General features: G+C 67.4%; 11 protein-coding genes. 7 read left to right on the forward strand and 4 right to left on the reverse strand.

The genetic code is table 11. From position 1 onward, the window contains the following. The first annotated feature begins 190 nt into the window (after window positions 1-190). Entirely contained in the window at window positions 191-1,516 is a 1,326-nt protein-coding gene (locus OSH10_RS00440) for a flagellar biosynthetic protein FliO (protein WP_266329478.1), read from the forward strand. 123 nt (window positions 1,517-1,639) lie between these two features. On the opposite strand, the gene dksA is transcribed toward OSH10_RS00440, so the two are convergent. Then, a complete protein-coding gene (gene dksA / locus OSH10_RS00445) occupies window positions 1,640-2,056 on the reverse strand; it encodes an RNA polymerase-binding protein DksA (RefSeq protein WP_266329479.1) in 417 nt (138 codons plus the stop codon). 372 nt (window positions 2,057-2,428) lie between these two features. Here dksA and OSH10_RS00450 point away from each other — a divergent pair, with 372 nt between their 5' ends. From OSH10_RS00450 to OSH10_RS00470, 5 genes are all read left to right on the forward strand, one after another. Beyond that, complete coding sequence (locus tag OSH10_RS00450; RefSeq protein WP_266329480.1) at window positions 2,429-2,905, forward strand: hypothetical protein; 477 nt, start codon at window positions 2,429-2,431, stop codon at window positions 2,903-2,905. A gap of 149 nt (window positions 2,906-3,054) precedes the next feature. Then, window positions 3,055-3,600, forward strand: coding sequence for a SixA phosphatase family protein (locus tag OSH10_RS00455; RefSeq protein WP_266329481.1), 546 nt, complete (start codon window positions 3,055-3,057; stop codon window positions 3,598-3,600). A gap of 97 nt (window positions 3,601-3,697) precedes the next feature. Continuing rightward, window positions 3,698-5,161 (forward strand): YcjX family GTP-binding protein, encoded by a 1,464-nt coding sequence (locus OSH10_RS00460; protein WP_266329482.1) that lies wholly within the window; start codon window positions 3,698-3,700, stop codon window positions 5,159-5,161. Further along, window positions 5,158-6,180: a YcjF family protein gene (locus OSH10_RS00465; RefSeq protein ID WP_266329483.1), complete on the forward strand. Its 1,023-nt coding sequence runs from the start codon at window positions 5,158-5,160 to the stop codon at window positions 6,178-6,180. Before OSH10_RS00460 ends, OSH10_RS00465 begins: the two co-directional genes overlap by 4 nt. 71 nt (window positions 6,181-6,251) lie before the next feature. Beyond that, the gene (locus OSH10_RS00470) at window positions 6,252-6,794 is read left to right on the forward strand and encodes a hypothetical protein (RefSeq protein WP_266329484.1); all 543 of its coding nucleotides are present in this window, start codon (window positions 6,252-6,254) and stop codon (window positions 6,792-6,794) included. 15 nt (window positions 6,795-6,809) lie between these two features. On the opposite strand, the gene OSH10_RS00475 is transcribed toward OSH10_RS00470, so the two are convergent. The 3 genes from OSH10_RS00475 to OSH10_RS00485 all read right to left on the reverse strand — a co-directional run bounded on the left by OSH10_RS00475 (window position 6,810) and on the right by OSH10_RS00485 (window position 8,886). Next, window positions 6,810-7,319 (reverse strand): cupin domain-containing protein, encoded by a 510-nt coding sequence (locus tag OSH10_RS00475; RefSeq protein ID WP_266329485.1) that lies wholly within the window; start codon window positions 7,317-7,319, stop codon window positions 6,810-6,812. 90 nt (window positions 7,320-7,409) lie between these two features. Continuing rightward, entirely contained in the window at window positions 7,410-8,438 is a 1,029-nt protein-coding gene (locus OSH10_RS00480) for an NAD(P)/FAD-dependent oxidoreductase (protein ID WP_266329486.1), read from the reverse strand. A gap of 127 nt (window positions 8,439-8,565) precedes the next feature. Next, window positions 8,566-8,886: a 2Fe-2S iron-sulfur cluster-binding protein gene (locus tag OSH10_RS00485; protein ID WP_266329487.1), complete on the reverse strand. Its 321-nt coding sequence runs from the start codon at window positions 8,884-8,886 to the stop codon at window positions 8,566-8,568. 745 nt (window positions 8,887-9,631) lie between these two features. On the opposite strand from OSH10_RS00485, the gene OSH10_RS00490 reads away from it, so the two are divergent. After that, window positions 9,632-16,150 (forward strand): apolipoprotein A-IV repeat region-like domain-containing protein, encoded by a 6,519-nt coding sequence (locus OSH10_RS00490; protein WP_266329488.1) that lies wholly within the window; start codon window positions 9,632-9,634, stop codon window positions 16,148-16,150. Window positions 16,151-16,153 lie beyond the last annotated feature (3 nt).

Consider the following 16,153-nt stretch of genomic DNA (forward strand, 5'->3'; position numbering starts at 1 on the left):
GGTCAATGAATTCTTAACGCCGCCAAGGGATTGTTGGCGGCGGCTGGTGTCGCGGGGCCATTGCGGGCCTAGCGCCCGGGAAAGACGTGGAATAAGCAAGGAATCGAGCCGGGGCGCATGATGGCGCCAGGTCGATCCGTTTCATGGCCTGCATGCGGGCAGCACCGGAATCGGAAGTCGGGAGAGTAAGATGCACGATTATCTGGCGCCAATGTTCGGCGACACAGGCGCGACCATTGCCCAGTTCGTGATCACGCTCGTCGTGGTTCTCCTGGTCATCCTGCTGGTCTTCTGGCTGATCCGCCTGTTCACCAATGGCAAGCTCGGGTCCAATCCGGCACGCGGCCGCCAGCCGCGCCTCGCGGTTCTCGACGCCCTGCCGCTCGACCAGCGCCGCCGGCTGATCCTGGTGCGCCGCGACAATGTCGAGCATCTGATCCTGATCGGCGGGCCCAGCGACGTGGTGGTCGAGCCCGGCATCCAGCGTCCGCAGCAGCAGACCCGACGCCTGGAGCCGATCCGGCAGGATCCGATCCGACAGGAGCCCATCCGCCCGGAGCCACAGCGCACGGAGCCGATTCCCGCCCGAGCCGAAGCCGCGCCGGCGCGGCCGACGCCGCAGGCCGCCCGCGCCGTCCCGCCCGTTGCGGAAGCTGTCGCACGCCCGGCGGAAACGCGCCGCCCGGATCTGGCGCAGCCGGCAGACATTCAGCCGGTCGAAGCCCCCTTGCCCGCCGAGGCGCCCGCTCGCCGCGCGGCTCCGGCTTTCGACGACGAAGCCGCCCCCATCGAGGCCCGCGTCGTGGAGACGGACTCCGCACCGGCCGAGCCCGAGGCGAGCTTCGAGCCCCCGCAGCGTGCGGCCCCGCCCGTGGCCGCTGCCCCGCCGCAGCGCCCGGCGCCCGAGCCGCGCACCGGCCGGGGCTTCCCGAGCTTCCTGTCCGGCAATCGTCCGCGCCACACGCCGACCACCGTCGAGATCCCGCCGGAATCGGTTCCCGTGCCGCGCCCGATGCCGGCGGCATCGCCCTCCGAGCCGAATGAGGGTCGTCCGACCGGCCAGCGTCCCCGCCCCTACGATCCGCGCCCGCTGCTCGGCTCGCAGCAGACGCCGGTAGCCCCGAACGCCGCGCCGGCGCCCTCGGTCGATCCCGCCCGCGCTGCCCCGCGCCGGCCGATCATTCCGCCCGCGCCTCCGGTCGTCGACGAAGCGGACCCCTTCGCCGGGATGGAAGAGGAAGCGGATCGCCTGGCGCGCTTCGAGCCGATCTTCGATCTTGGGCCGGAGTCGGCGGGTGCCGATGACGCGCATCTCTATGGCACACCGCCCCGCTCGTCGGCCCCCTCGGTCGAACCGCCACAACCGGAAGATGCCCCGGTCGCGATTGCCGAGGATTTCATCGAGGCGCCGCAGCCGGAATCGGCCGAGAGCTCCGAGACCTCCTCGTCGGTCGGCGATCTCGAAAAGGAAATGGCGCGCCTGCTGGGCGAGATTTCCAACGCCCGCAAGAGCTAGGCGGAGGTCTGGGCCGCGGCTCGCCAAGGCGAGTTGCGCCCGCCCGGCGGCTCCGCCGACGCAACAAAAAGGGCGCGGAACCATGGTTCCGCGCCCTTTTCAATTCTTCGGAGAACGATCGCGCTATTCGTCGCGATAGACGCGTTCGCGCCGCTCGTGGCGCTCCTGTGCCTCGATCGACAGCGTGGCGATGGGCCGGGCGTCCAGACGCTTGAGGCTGATCGGCTCGCCGGTTTCCTCGCAGTAGCCGTAGCTGCCATCTTCGATCCGCTGCAGGGCGGCATCGATCTTGGCAATCAGCTTGCGCTGCCGATCCCGGGCCCTGAGCTCGATCGCGCGATCCGTCTCCGACGATGCGCGGTCGGCAAGATCCGGATGGTTTACGTTCTCGTCCTGCAAATGCTGAAGCGTTTCCCGGGACTCCCGGAGAATATCGTCTTTCCAGGCGAGGAGCTTCTTGCGGAAGTACTCCCGTTGCCGCTCGTTCATGAAGGGTTCGGCTTCCGAAGGCCGATACGCTTCAAGGGTATCTAGCGTCATGAATGACCCCTTGTCGATGGCATTTCGGCGCGGAATATAGCGATGCGACTTGCCTAGGACAACCGTTAGCGAGCGGGATAATGAGAGGCCCGAAAAAAGCACTTTCGAAGCCGGCTATATCGGCTGCCGAAGTTTCGCGTTTTTCTACAACCCATTGAATATACTTGAAAGAATCGTGCCGCCGCCATGCGGAAAGAGTGTCTCGCTGCAGCGCAAACCGGCGATGGCGAGCGTGACATTGCCGCAACGGAAGGTAAAACTTCGTTAATATTACCAATGTTTGAATGGGCTTTGCGGCCAGAGCTGCCGGCCCAGCCCCGGACAAGCTTCCGCCCGTATCGCGTTCGCCGCGCTCGACCAGGGAAGATCTCCGTGACTGAAGCACGATCCCATCCCGCCTCCCGCCGCCGCCCGACCGCGCAGCCCCCCGACGCGAGACACCACGAGGCAGCGACCGCGCTGACCGGCATCGAGGCGACGATGGACGCTCTGCTGCAACTGATAGAGGCCGAGGCAGAGCTGCTGCGCGCCGGCAAGATCTTCGCCGCCCGCGAGCTTGGCCAGCGCAAGAGCCATTATGCCAAGCGCTACATGGACGAACTCGCCGTGCTCGGCGCCATCGGGCAAAGCCTGGAGGACCTCGATCCCGGCCAGGTCGCCCGGCTGCGCCAGCGGCACGAAGAGTTCCGCTCGGTGCTGCAGATCAACCTTGCCGCCTTGGCGACCGCCCGCGCCGTCTCCGACAGCGCGCTCCAGGCCGTGGTCGACAATTCGCGCAATCTGCGCCGTCCGGAGCCCCACGCGGAGGAAGTACGTCCCAATCCGCGCTTCGGCCGCCACGCGGGCTGACGCCCCCCCCGTGTGCCGATCGGCGCGCCTTCTCGCCTCGCGGCCGGATTGAGTTCGGAAGCAAGCCATGACAGCGTATTCATCAGAACGCGCGCGGCTGCCTCGATTGAGGTAGAATTCGCGGCCGAACCGGGAACGAAACGACCAACATGCGTCTTCTTCTGCTCCGCCACGCCAAGTCCGCCTGGGATGTCGCCGGCCTCGCCGATTTCGATCGACCGCTGGCCCCTCGCGGACGGCGCGCGGCCACGATGATCGGCGAGCATCTCGCGGCCCATCGCCTGATCCCGGACCGCATTCTCTGCTCTTCGGCACGGCGCACGCGCGAGACGCTGATGGGGCTGATGCCGATGATCAGCACCGACCTGGAGATCCGCATCACGCGCGGCCTCTACGAAGTCGGCGCCGACGCCTATGTCGATACGATCGGCGCGCTGGGCGGCAATGCGCGCAACCTGATGATGATCGGCCACAACCCGACCATGCAGGACACCGCCATCGAACTGATCGGCAACGGCAATCCCGCGCTGCGCGAGGAGATCGCCGACAAGTTCCCGACCGCGGGCCTGGCGGTGATCGACTTCGACATCCACAAATGGTCGGAGCTCCGGCCCCGGACCGGCCGGGTCGTCGCCTTCTTCCGCCCGCGCGAGCTGGAGCTGGTCGGCTCGGAACCGATCGCCGACGACGAATAGATCTTTTGCCGCCCGCCGGCCGTGCCTACATGGGACAGCGGCCGGCTCTTCGGCCGAGACGCGAGCGGCCGCACTCCACCGGCCAGGAACGGGACCCTTGAAGCTGACCACGCTGACCGACGAAGCGCGCCTCGCGCTCGCAACGCTTGGAGATCGCGCGGCGGATCTCGTCTCGCCGACCGTTCGCCTGGGGGTCACGGGACTGGCGCGCGCCGGCAAGACGGTCTTCATCACGGCGCTGGTGCACAATCTTGTCCATGGCGGCCGCCTGCCGCTGTTCCGAGCCTATTCGACCGGTCGCGTCACCGGGGCGAGGCTGGAACCGCAGCCCGACGACGACGTGCCGCGCTTCGATTACGAGGATCACGTGCGCGCGCTGGTCGATCAGCGCATCTGGCCGGATTCGACCTACCGGATCAGCGAACTGCGCCTGACCATCGCCTATGAATCCGCGTCCTACTTCAAGCACCGCTTCGGGCCGGGCAAGCTCAACCTCGACATCGTCGACTATCCCGGCGAGTGGCTGCTCGATCTCCCCCTGCTCGCCAAGGATTACGCCACCTGGTCGCGCGAGGCGCTCGGCATGGCCCGCAGCCCGGCGCGCATGGCCGCCGCCGCCCCTTGGCTGGCGCGGCTCGAGACCATCGATCCCGCGGCAGCAGAGGACGAAGCGGTGGCGCGCGAGCTGGCGGCGCTGTTCACCGGCTATCTGCGTGCCTGCCGCGCCGATGAAAACGCCATGTCGACCCTGCCGCCCGGCCGCTTCCTGATGCCGGGCGATCTCGAGGGCTCGCCTGCGCTGACCTTCTCGCCGCTTCCGGAATCGGCCGCGGCCTTGCCGCCCGGCTCGCTCGGCCGGATGATGGCGCGCCGCTACGAGGCCTACAAGTCCGTGGTGGTGAAGCCATTCTTCCGCGACCACTTCGCGCGGCTCGACCGCCAGATCGTGCTGGTCGACGCGCTGAACGCGCTGAATGCGGGCCCGGCCGCCGTGGCCGATCTCGGCGCCGCGCTGACCGAGATCCTCGGCTGCTACCGGCCCGGATCCGGCTCGTGGCTGGGCGGGCTGATGACGCGCCGCATCGACCGCATCCTGATCGGCGCCACCAAGGCCGACCACCTGCATCATGCCGACCACGACCGCCTGGAAGCGATCCTGTCGCGCCTGCTCGCGCCGGCGATCGAACGGGCCTCGGCAGCGGGCGCGCGCGTCGAGGTGGCGGCGCTCGCCTCGGTCCGCGCCACCCGCGAAGGCGTGGTCATCCAGGACTCGGAAAAGTTGCCGTCAATCATCGGAACGCCGCTCGCCGGCGAGACGATCGATGGCGAGACCTTCGACGGCAAAAGCGAAATCGCCTTCTTTCCCGGCGACTTGCCGAACAATCCTGATTCAGTTCTTTCAGGTGCTCACTCAACTTCTGAACTGGGCCAGACATCGCTGCGCTTCGTCCGTTTCCGCCCACCCGCACTGGAGCGGACGGCCGAGGGCATCACCCTGTCGCTGCCGCATATCCGCCTCGACCGGGCGCTGGAATTCCTGATCGGAGACCGGCTGGCATGACCGACATCCCGCGCAAGCCGACCGCTTTCCGGCTCGATCGCATCCGCGTCGTCGACGATCCCGATATCGCGCACCGCCCCGGCGACCGGCCGGTGGTGATCGCCGAGCCGGAGGAGCTGGAGCTTCCGGTTCCCGTTCTGCCGAAGCCGCGTCGCGGCCCGCGCTGGGCCAACATCCTCGTCTCCGCGCTCGGCATCCTGCTCTCGCTCGGCATCGGCCTCGCCGTCGACCAGCTGATCCGCGATCTGTTCCAGCGCGCCGAATGGCTCGGCTGGTTTGCGGTGGCGGTTGCCGCCACCGGTGGCGTGGCGCTGGTCGCCCTCGCCTTCCGCGAGATCGGCGGGCTCCTGCGGCTGCGGCGGATCACGCGGATTCGCGAGGCGGCCGAAGACGCCGCACGGCGCGACGACCGCATCGCCGCTCGAGCCTCGGTGCGCGACCTGACGGAACTCTATGGCGAGCGCCCGGACACGGCGCATGGCCGCGCCGCGCTGGCGCAGCATGCCGCCGAGATCATCGACGGGCGCGACCTCATCGGACTCTCCGAGCAGGAGTTGCTGCGCCCGCTCGACATCGCTGCCCAGACGCTGGTGCTGTCCGCCGCCAAGCGGGTGACGCTGGTGACCGCGATCTCGCCGCGCGCCCTGGTCGACCTACTGTTCGTGCTGGTGACCGCGCTGCGGCTGATCCGCCAGCTTGGCCAGCTCTATGGCGGCCGGCCCGGCACGCTGGGCTTCCTGCGCCTCGCCCGCACCGTCATCGCCCATCTCGCCGTCACCGGCGGCATGGCGGCGGGCGACTCGCTGGTGCAGCAGATTCTTGGCCACGGCATCGCCGCCCGCCTTTCGGCGCGGCTCGGCGAGGGCGTGATCAACGGCATCTTGACGGCGCGCGTCGGCATCGCCGCGATCGACGTCTGCCGCCCCCTGCCCTTCATCGCCGAGAAGCCGCCGGCGATGGCGGATTTCATCGCGGAACTGACCAAGATCGGCGGCAAGGGTGGAAAGAAGCCGGACTGACAGGACAGTCGCACAAATTTGACAATCTGATTGAGTTGGGATTACCCATCATTACGTAGGGGAAATCTCGAATGCAGCCAGACTATGCCTCGATTGTTGCTCGTCGCCGTTCACTGCGGATTGATGGATACATGACGCTGGCCGATGTTGGCTTCGACGGGGATTGGGTTACTCCATACCAGATGGCGTCCCGGTCAATGGACGGACCGGTGCTCGTTGCCCAACATTGGCTTGATGCGCAATCCATTGAGTTGCACCGAACAACGCTGGAGCAACTCGGCTACCTACCGCATATCCGGTTCAATCGGACCCTCGATATAGCCCTCGCGATAGCGGGCATGGCGAGATCGTCATTGTATATGACTCAAGCTTTTCAACTCATACCTCTCAGCAGCACGGAGCGCATTTCTCGTCGGGCAATGGATGAGTCATTCGACCAGGTTACAGTGCACGAACTGACTGACCGGCCAGTCATCGCATTGGGCGCACACGCTGTTCGCCTATGTACCCGCCATGGAATTGCACATGTTCCCTCACCGAACCCCAGCCGGAGAGGGCATTCAAACGCCGAAAATGCACGTGAGCTTGCACTGGCCTTGGCTCAAACCGCCTAGAGGCCGGAGCCGCAGCTAACGTCGCCAATGCGTCCGCAGCGGGCCGTTCTTGCCCTCGATCGGGTCTTCGCACGGCATCTCCAGCGCGCGGATCCGCGCCCGGACCGCGACGCCGTCGACGACGTCGTCATCGCGAATCAGATCCCAGCGCTGGCCGACGGGATAGGCGCCGACGACGAGCAGGTCGGGGCTGGAGCGGAGGCGCTTGTGGCCGACACCGGCCGGGATGAGCACGGCGTCGCCCGCCACCAGTTCCATCGCCTTGCCGGTTTCGCCACCGAGCTGGACCGTCACCGTCCCGGAAGCGATGCCCAGCACCTCATGCGCGGTCGAGTGGTAGTGGTGGAACGGATACATGCCGTTGCGCCAGGTGCCGCCCCAGCCATGCGACACGAACAGCCGCTCGAACGCGGAGGCGCGGTCCGTGCCGTCTTCCGCCAGCGCCTGGCGATAGAGGATCAGCGGCAGGGACGGGTTGTTGGGAATGACGCCGGCATCGGCGAATTCGTGCGTGCTGGATTTCATCGTCGTCTCCGACTCTGGATCATCGGAAAACGGGCCGCGCCGCCCGGAGTTCCGGCCCGGCGCGCTCGCCGGGCCATCGGGCGCGACGGGTCACGCGACGCCGAGCTTCTTCTGCAGGCTGGTCGACGAGGTCGTGTACTGGAACAGGATCTTCTTGTCCGGGAACACGATGCGGCTCGCGGCCTGCGCCATCAGCGCCGCCTCGTGGAAACCGGACAGGATCAGCTTCAGCTTGCCGGGATACCAGTTGATGTCGCCGATCGAGAAGATGCCGGGCTCCGAGGTCTGGAACTTCTCGGTATCGACCTTGATCAGGTTCTCATGCAGGTTGAGCCCCCAATTGGCGATCGGGCCGAGCTTCATCGTCAGGCCGAAGAAGGGCAGCAGCCGCGTCGTCGGCAGCTTGTGCTCGTTGTCGTCATTGTCCGCGATGACGGCATGCGTGATCTGCCCGTCGGCGCCCTCGAGCCCCGTGACCTGGCCGAACATCAGCTTCATCTCGCCCGCCTCGACCAGCGCGCGCATCTTGTTGACGCTGTCGGGCGCGGCGCGGAAGGCGTCGCGGCGATGCATCAGCGTGACGCTCCGGGCGATCGGCTGCAGGTTCAGCGTCCAGTCGAGCGCGGAATCGCCGCCGCCGACGATCAGGATGTCGTGGTCGCGGAACGCTTCCATCTTGCGGACGGAATAGAAGACCGACTTGCCCTCGAAATCCTCGATCGAGGGAACCGGCGGGCGCTTGGGCTGGAACGAGCCACCGCCGGCTGCGATCACGACCACCTTAGTGAGAAACACCTTGTCGGCATCGGTGGTGACGCGGAACGAACCGTCTTCCAGGCGCTCGATGCCGTTCACCTGCTCGCCGAGATGGAAGGTCGGATCGAACGGCTTGATCTGCGCCATCAGGTTTTCGGTCAGGCCGTCGCCGGTGATGATCGGAAACGCCGGAATGTCGTAGATCGGCTTTTCGGGATAGAGCTCCGCGCACTGGCCGCCGGGCTTGTCCAGGATATCGATCAGGTGGCAGCGAACGTCCAGCAGGCCCAGTTCGAAGACGGCAAACAGTCCGACAGGTCCAGCGCCGACGATGACGACATCGGCTTCGATGGTTTCGCTCATGATCATACCGTTAAAATAGTGAATGCGCGCGACGTTTAACCGCTGCGCGCACCGCTGCAAAGCATCAAAGTTCCGCGCAAACGCCTCCAGCGAGCAAAACCAACCTCACTCGCGGCCGCGTCGGGGCTTAGCCCTGGCGCTCGGGGATCCGGACGATCAGGCCATCCAGTTCGGGCTTGACGCGGATCTGGCAGGAAAGGCGGGAGTTCGGCTGCACGTCCTGCGCGAAGTCCAGCATGTCCTCTTCCATCGCTTCCGGCTCGCCGGTGATCGCGACCCAGGCTTCATCGACATAGACATGGCAGGTCGCGCAGGCGCAGGCCCCGCCACACTCCGCCTCGATACCGGGCACGGCGTTGCGCACGGCATTTTCCATGACGGTCGAACCATCACGGGCTTCAATCTCGTAGGGCGTACCGTCAAAGGCGATATAGGTGATCTTGGCCATGGCATCCGCGACGCTGCAAAAGACCGCCCCCTATAGGCGATATGCGGCTTGCGTGCCAAGGCCTGTGCGCCACCGCGGCCGCGACCGATTGGTCCACCAGCCGGACGCGGGAAAATCGGATGGGATGGTTAACGATCGATCGCCGGTCCTGCGGGCGCCAATTCTGCCCCGGATACGGGGCCTGCCGTAGACTTTCCGCTTCGTCATCCAGGAACCGGATCGTCTATCGCGCAATATTGGGCCGCGCTGCCAGCAATGGGATGGCGGGATCTCTCGCGAACAGCCATAAATGATGCGACCCATGCCAATTCGACAGGATCGCTGCTGGGAACAACATGTCTCGTGAGCCATCGCCCGAGAAAAACGGCGTCCGCAGGCGATACGGGGATGCAAACGGTCGTTCGCGCGGCTGCGAAGTCTTCCGCATCGGACATGTCTGTTCATGCCGGTCTCGCTGGGAGCCGGCACACACGCCGTCAATACCTTGTTAACAAATTGCTACCGAAAGCCGTACTTTCTTGTACCCCTGCCCCTAATGTGCCAAAAGGTGGGGCTACGGGCAAGGGTGTGAAGGCCGATCTGGATCGCGAGTATGGCGTCTCCGGGGGACAGGCTGATCTACGGGTTGTGGCGATCTCGGCGCACGTATCAAGCGCTAGCTGTGTCCTGGAAGCATCCTCGTGCTTTTGACGGGTTCCCGTCGAAGCGGCCGACAGAGTATCGAGTACGGACGCGAGGCTAAAAAATGGCGAATACCCCGAAGTCCAAGGACCCGGTGGATGCAGCGCTCACCGCCGTGGAGGAGGCGCTCCGGATCGATTTCGACGCTCCGACGACGGCGAGCCCCCGGGCACCCGCTGGCGGCGGTCCGCGCGATCGACGGCTTGAGCCCCCCAGACTTCAGGAGGCGCCCCGCAAGGGAGATGCGCCCCGCCGCGCGGATGCACCGCGCAAGGTAGAAGCCCCGGCAGCGGCTGCGAACCGCGCCCTGCCCTCGCCGACCCGCTCCGAAGAACCCGGCGCCTCGCCGCGCGGCCGCCAGTCCGGCCGCAACAGCCGCATGCCCGCCAATGACGACCGTCGCGTCGGCGGCGCCTCGCTGCCCGCGCGCCGTCCGTCGCGCCTGATCTACCCGCTTGCCTCGCTGTTCTCGATCGCCTGGGTCGGCGCCATTGCGGCCTATGTGAGCTCCGCCAATATCAGCCTGTTCTCCGGCGACAGCGCCGTGGGCTCGGCCCAGTTCACCAACATCGCGCTCGCCCTGGTGCTACCGGTCGGCATCGTGTGGGGCATCGCCATGATGGTGGCCCGCGCGCAGGAAATGCGCATCGCCGCGCGCTCGATCTCCGATGTCGCCGCCCGCCTGTCCGAGCCCGAGGACGCCGCTTCCGAAGCCGTCGTCACCGTCAGCCAGGCCATTCGCCGCGAAGTTGCCGCCATGGGCGACGGCATCGAGCGGGCGCTGGCCCGCGCCAGCGAGCTCGAACTGCTGGTGCACAACGAGGTCGCGGCGCTCGAACGCTCCTATTCCGACAATGAAGTCCGCATGCGCGGCCTGATCGACGACCTCGCCAACCAGCGCGAGGCGATCGTCATCAATTCCGAGCGCGTCCGCACCTCGATCGTGTCGGCGCAGGAATCGCTGTCGAAGGATCTGGGCGAGGCGAGCGAGCAGATCGCCGCCAACATCATCGGCTCCGGCGACCGCATCACCCAGGCCCTGGCCGGACGCGGCGAAAACATCACCACGGCGCTCGGCACGGCCGGCGACGAGATGATCAGCAAGCTGTCGCTGCGCGGCGAGGATCTGGTCAACCGCCTGACCAGCGCCGCAACCGACGTCACGGAATCCTTCTCGCGCACCAGCGTCGAAGTGACGGATGTGCTGCTGTCGCGCAGCGCCGACATCAACGAGACCCTCGAGACGACCGGCCGCGCCATGGCCGAAACCGTCGCCGAGCGCGGACGCGAGGTCAACGAGACCCTGGCCCGCGTCACCGAGGAACTGACGGAAGGCCTGGATCGGCGTACCGCCGACATGACCCGCTCGATCTCGGTCACCGGCAACCAGGTCGCCGAGACGATTTCGCTGCATACCCGCGAAGTGAACGCCGCGCTGAAGTCCAATGCCGACAGCCTGATTGTCGACCTGGCCCTGCGCGGCCAGGAGATCAACGACAAGCTCGACGAGACCGGCAACCGCATCGCCGACACCATTTCCGACCGCGGCGGCGACCTCGCCGACCGTCTGGCGCTCACCGGCGACCGGATCCAGGACGCCATCGCCATTGATGGCGGCGCGCTCGCCGAGCGGCTGACCTCGGCCGGCGACATCATGGCGACGCTGATCGAAGCCCGTACCGCGGCGCTGCGCGACACCATCGACGGCGCCTCCAACGCGGTCAACGAGACCTTCGACGCCCGCTCGGCCGAACTGACCGAACGTCTTGCGACGGTCGGCGGCGAAGTCGCCAAGGCGATCGCCGTGCGTGGCCTCAAGGTCAACGAGACGATCATCGCCTCCGGCAACGAGATTTCCGAGACCATCGCCTCGCGCGCCGGCCTGCTGCATGAGCGGATCGTCGAATCTGGCAAGCAGATCTCCGACACCATGGAGAGCCGCGGCACCGCCGTTTACGACCTGATCATCGAATCGAGCCAGCAGTTGGCCGATGCGATCGAGACGCGCGGCTCCGCCGTGCATCAGCGCATCCTGCATTCCGGCAACGAGATCGCCTCGACGATCGAGAGCCGCGGCACGGACATCCACGAGCGCATCCTCGCGTCCGGCAGCCGTTTTGCCGACGAGATCGCCAAACGCGCCGACAGCGCGCACCAGCAGATTCTGGCCTCCGGTACCGAACTGGCGGATGCGATCGAGAGCCGCGCCGGCGCCGTGCACCAGCGCATCCTCGCTTCCGGCACCGAACTCGCCGACACGATCGAGAGCCGCGCCGAAGCCGCGCACCAGCGCATCCTCGCTTCGGGCACCGAGCTGGCCGACACGATCGAGAACCGCGCCGAGACCGCGCACCAGCGCATTCTCACTTCGGGCACCGAACTGGCCGATACGATCGAGAGCCGCGCCGAGGCCGCGCATCAGCGCATCATCGCTTCCGGCACCAGTCTGGCTGGCGAGATCGAGACCCGCGCCGACGCGGTGCATGAGCGTATCCTGACCTCGGGCAGCAACCTGGTCGGCGAGATCGAGACGCGCGCCCAGGCGGCGCATGAGCGCATCCTGTCTTCCAGCGTCCATCTGGCCGGCGACATCGAGAGCCGTGCCGAGGCCGTGCACAAGCGGATCGTGGCTTCCGGCACCGAGCTCGCAGGCGAGATCGAGAACCGTGCCCAGACCGTGCACGAGCGCATCCTGTCGACCGGCACCGAACTGGCGCAGGATATCACCGACCGTGCCGATGCCGTGCACCAGAGCATCATCGCCTCCGGTACCGACATCTCCGGCGAGATCGAGCGTCGCGGCCTCGATGCGCAGCAGCGCATCGTCAGCTCCGGTTCCGAACTGGCCGATGAGCTGGCCAACCGCGCCACCACGATCCACGAGCGCATTCTTTCCTCGGGCAGCGCGATCGCGGCCGAGATCGAGAGCCGCGGCACCGATGTGCATCAGCGCATCGTCAGCTCCGGTTCCGAGCTCGCCAACGAGATCACCAGCCGCGCCGAAGCCGTGCACCAGCGCATCATCGTCTCCGGCAGCGAGATCGCCGACGAGATCGAGACCCGTGCCTCGACCGTGCATCAGCGCGTGATCGAGGCCGGATCCGGCCTGATCGAGGAGATCGAGACCCGCACCGGCGCGGTGCATGACCGCATCGTCTCGGCCGGCTCGGCCCTGGTCGGCGACATCGCCGGCCAGGCCAGCCTCGCGCAGGAGCAGATGCTGGAAGCGAGCGCCGGCCTTGCCGACCAGATCGCCAACCAGGCGCTCTCCGCGCATCGCCAGTTCCTCTCGTCCGGCAACACACTGATCGGGGAGCTGACCAGCCAGGCACGCGCCGCCCATGAGGAGATCGTCACCTCGGGTTCGGGCCTGATCGACCAGATCGCGAGCCATGCGCGCCTCGCCAACGATCAGATCGTTGCCTCCGGTTCGTCGCTCTCGGAAGAGATCGCAAACCAGGCCCGCGTCGCGCATGACCGCATCCTGACCTCCGGCTCCGAGCTCGCCAACGAGATCGAAGACCGCGCCAATGCCGTGCACCAGCGCATCGTCACCTCCGGCGCCAATCTGGCCAACGAGATCGAGGGCCGCGCCACGGCCGTGCACGAGCGCATCGTCGCCTCGGGCACCGACCTCGCCGGCGAGATCGAGAACCGCGCGACCTCCGTCCATGACCGGATCGTCGATACGTCCAGCCGCTTCGGCGACCTCATCAACGATCGCGGGCTCGCCATCGCGACCGGTCTCGACGAGCGCTTCGCGGCGCTGCGCGACATCATCGAGGTCCGGGGCCCCGAGCTGGTCACCCGCTTCGCCGACCGCGCCAACCTGATGGACACGACGCTGGCGGAGCGCCTCGAAGGCTTCGGCGACGCGATCGAATCCAAGATCGGCGCCGTCTCCGAGACGCTCGACAGCAATACCCGCCGCATTGACGAGGCCCTCGACGCCCGCTCGGCCCAGATCAACCAGACCCTGATCGAGCGCACGCGCCACATCGCCGAGGCCTTCTCCAATGGCCAGGCCGAAATCGGCGCGATCATCGACGACCGCCTTTCGGACGTGACCGGCCGTCTCTCCGATCGCACCCAGGCGCTTTCGGACATGCTGTCCGAGCGCTGGCAGTCGATCAACGAGACGCTGGGCGAAAAGGCCGTCGAGGCAGCCAACAGCTTCGATGCCCGCGCCGCCCAGATGGACCAGATTCTCTCGACGCGCCTCAGCGACATCAGCTCGACGCTCGGCCGTGAGTCGGTCCGCGCCGCCGAACAGATCGTCGGCTCGCTCTCGGACGCGACCGAGCAGCTGGTCGCCGCCTCGAATACGACCAGCGGCGCGCTGCGTGCCTCGGCGAGCGATGCCTCGCAGAGCCTGACCCAGTCGGCGGCCGACGCCACTCAGGTCTTCTCGCAATCGGCGGCCGAGGCCAGCCAGGCGCTGACCCAGTCGCTGGACGAAGCCTCCCGCAACCTCGCCCGTTCGGCTCTCAGCGTCTCCGAGACGGTCACGCTTTCGGCCAATCAGGCCTCCGAGGCGCTGTCGCAGGTGGCAAGCTCGACGGTCGAGCTTCTGTCGACCTCGAGCGCCGACGCGGCCGGTCACCTGTCGCGGGTGTCCGCCGAAGCGGCCGAGCAGATTTCGCGGGTTTCCCTCGAAGTCGAGCAGAGCCTCGGCGGGCGCGCGATGAACACGGCCAGCGCGCTGGAAGAACGGACCCGCGCCTTCAACGCGGTTCTCGAAACCCGCAGCGCGGAACTGGCCCAGTTGCTCGACGGCGAAGGCAACCGCCTCGTCGCGGCGATCGACCAGCGCGGCAACGACCTGACCAGCAGCGTCGCCACCGCCGGCGACACCATCGTCGACCTGTTGTCGTCGAAGGGCTCCGAGATTGTCTCGATGGTGCTGTCGCGCACCGACGAGGCGGCCCGCGCCCTGATCGACAGCGGCGAGACCGTGTCGCGGAGCTTCGGCTCCACCAACGAGCGGCTCCGCACCGATGTGGCCGGCATCGTCGACCGGCTGGCCCAGTCGAACGAGATGCTCAACGCGCTGCTGACCCGCACGACCGAGAACCTGAACCAGATCGAGACGGGTCTGGCGACGCGGACCGGCGAGTTCGCCCAGGCGATCGAGCAGGCGATCGGCGGCACGCAGAATTCCTCCACCCTGCTCGCTTCGCAGGTCGAGATGCTGCGCGACGTGTCGAAGGACGTGCTGGAAAATGTCGGCGCCATCGCCGGCCGCTTCGAGGACCAGGGCCGCTCGCTCAGCTTCGCCGCCAGCACGCTCACCTCGGCCAACAGCGAAATCGAAGGTTCGATCGAGCAGCGCCGCATCGCCCTCGACCAGCTTGCCCAGAGCCTCGCCGCCCGCTCGTCCGAGCTGGATGGCATGATGCGCACCTTCACGGAAACCGTCAGCACCTCGCTGAAGGATGCCGAGGAGCGCGCCGCCGAGGTCGCCCGGATGCTCGCCCGTTCGAGCGAGACCGCCGCCAAGGGCGTTCTCGAAAACCTCGAAGGCATGCAGGCCACCGCCAGCAGCCAGAGCCAGAAGGCCGCCGAGGCGGTCCGCGAGGCGAACCGCGCCCTGATGGACGACATGGCCGCGGTGGTCGCCCAGGCGACCAAGCAGTTCTCGGCCGCGACCGACGAAATGCGCTCGGCCGCCAAGGAGATGGCGCAGGATCTCGAAACCACCCGCACCGAACTGAAGCGCGGCGTGCTCGAACTCCCGGCCGAAACGCGCGAAAGCGCCGACGCCATGCGCCGGGTCGTCACCGACCAGCTGAAGGCCCTTTCCGAGCTCTCCGACATCGTCGGCAAGCATGGCAAGTCGCTCGACGTCTCGGTGCCCGGCACGCCGGCACCGGCGCCGCGCGGTCGCATTGCCGAGACGGCCCCGTCCTTCGCCCGGCCGCAGCCGGCCGCCGCCCAGGCTGTCCGCCAGGCGGCACCCGAGCCGGTTCGCGCCGCCACGGTTGCCCCGGCGACGTCCGCCCCGGCTGCCCAGCGCCCTGCCCCGGTTCGCCCGGCTCCGGTCGAGCCTGCCCGTCCGGCGGTTTCGGTCCGCCCGGCTCCGGCCCCGGCCCGCGCCGAGGCAAAGCCCGCTCCGGCGACGGAACAGGCCGAGCCGCGCGGCTGGGTCTCCGACCTGCTGCGCCGCGCCTCGCGCGACGAGGATCACAGCGCGGCTCCCGTCGAGCGTCGCGAGGCGGAAGCTCCGGCTGCCGCCGCCGGCAACGGCGCGTCGCTCGGCAATCTCTCGACCGACATTGCCCGCGCGATCGATCCGCGCGCGGCTGCCGAGCTCTGGGAACGTCACCATCGCGGCGAGAAGAACGTCTTCACCCGCCGCCTCTACACGCTGGCGGGCCAGCAGACCTTCGACGAGATCCGCCGCAAGTATCAGAGCGAGGCGGACTTCAAGGCAGCAGTCGATCGCTATGTCGGCGATTTCGAGCGCCTGCTGAAGGAAGTAGCCCGCAACGGCCAGGATACGGCGGGCAACAACGCCTACCTCGTGTCCGATACCGGCAAGGTCTACACGATGCTCGCCCATGCGAGCGGCCGTTTCGACTGATCC

Source organism: Kaistia defluvii (assembly GCF_026343955.1).
In the GTDB taxonomy this organism is placed as follows: Bacteria; Pseudomonadota; Alphaproteobacteria; order Rhizobiales; family Kaistiaceae; genus Kaistia; species Kaistia defluvii.